This is a genomic window from Lacticaseibacillus manihotivorans DSM 13343 = JCM 12514, assembly GCF_001435035.1.
In the GTDB taxonomy this organism is placed as follows: Bacteria; Bacillota; Bacilli; order Lactobacillales; family Lactobacillaceae; genus Lacticaseibacillus; species Lacticaseibacillus manihotivorans.
The window spans coordinates 1-1,594 of the sequence record NZ_AZEU01000141.1 but is presented as its reverse complement, the minus strand read 5'-3'; the positions used below and the strand labels follow the sequence as shown (position 1 = coordinate 1,594).

The 1,594-nt window shown below is 48.1% G+C and carries 1 protein-coding gene; it reads left to right on the top strand.

Annotation, left to right across the window (positions count from 1 at the left end; all coding sequences use genetic code 11):
- Positions 1–137 precede the first annotated feature (137 nt).
- Positions 138–1,514, top strand: a complete 1,377-nt coding sequence (locus FD01_RS08265) for an IS4 family transposase (RefSeq protein ID WP_054720103.1) — start codon at positions 138–140, stop codon at positions 1,512–1,514.
- Positions 1,515–1,594 lie beyond the last annotated feature (80 nt).

The following is a 1,594-nucleotide window of genomic DNA, read 5'->3' as shown; positions in this document are numbered from 1 at the left end:
TTAACTAAAACTTGAAAGCCAGGAATGATGTGTACTTCGCGTCATTCCTGGCTTCTTTTGGACAAAATTAAACACAAGCAACGCCTTGGCAGTATACTTGAGTCGCTAAAACCAAGATACAAAGGAGTGCTTGTGCAATGTCTATTATAGAACATCATCAAGAGAAATTGGACCTTTCTCAGACAATTCATGGATTCTCTCAACTGGTGGGATTCTCCAAGCTTTCAACTCACGTTTTTGGTCGCCATCATGGTGAGTTTTCGCTACTTCAGATTATCGAATGGCTTCTGACGACGAAGTTTCTGGGGCGGTCTTTGTACCGAGCTCAGCCGAACCCTCGCTTCACAACCCGTACGGTGCGTAATTATCTCAACGATGGGCGAACGAATTGGCAACGTTTGATCTGCTTGATCGCCCAAGCCCTGATCAAGTACCTGCGCCCCTTTATTCATACGCACAGACGTCTTGCATTTATCCTTGACGATACCCTGTTTACTCGTGATACAGCTAAGAAGACGGAGCTATTAGCCCGTACCTTCGACCATGACGATCAGGTCTACAAGAAAGGTTTTCGCGCCTTAACGCTGGCGTGGAGCGATGGCGATACCTTAGTACCGGTCGATTACGCGTTGATGTCGAGCAAAGACGCCAAGAATCGGATCGGCGGTGCCAGCACTAATCAGGATTTGCGCACGCTGGGCGGCAGGCGCCGCGCACAAGCTGTGCGTAAGATGACTGATGTGAGCGTTGAGTTGATCAAACAAGCAATGGCAAATGGCCTTAAGGCGGGATATGTGCTGTGTGATAGCTGGTTCAGCTCACCACGAATGTTTTTGGCCTTGAAGCGCCTCGGTTTAGACACGATCGCGATGGTGAAAAAGAGCAGTAAGGTCCACTATCTTTATCGGAAGCGTCACTATTCAATCCCTGCGCTGTATAAGCGTCTTGCGTCTTCTAAGTATCATACTAAGGCAAACTACCGCTATGCCTGTGTCGTTCAAGCAGAAGTTGAACAGCCGGATGGAAGTATTGAATCCTTCCCAGTGAGACTGGTATTTGTCTCCAATCGCGGCCAATCTGACCGCTTCTTAGTACTCGCCACGACTAAACAAAGTCTACATCCAGAAGAAATTATCCAAATGTATGGGCGCCGCTGGCAGATTGAGGGCTACTTCAAGATCGCCAAGCAGTATCTGCGCTTGGATCGATCACAGGTTCAAAGCTACGACGGCCTTTGTGCGCACATTGCGGTCGTCATGATGGCCTACGATATTCTTGCCTGGCGCCAGCGACAAGAAGCGGACGTACGCACCCTTGGCGACTTGTTCTACATCATGAACGAAGCCATGCCAGATCTTGCGCTAACGCAAGATCTGGCATGGCTTCTTGAAGAACTTAACTTGATTCAAGCGGCGGGAACAGCTGAGATGAGCTCAGCATTAAATAACATCATGGTACAATTTGAAACACATTTACCACAAGCGTTAGCGACGCAGCTTGGCATCTTGGCCTAAATTGTCCCAAAATTGAATATTAGCGGTACAACGCAAGTGATGCCAAGGAATCAGTCTGGATTCAAGCTTTCATGTTTTAG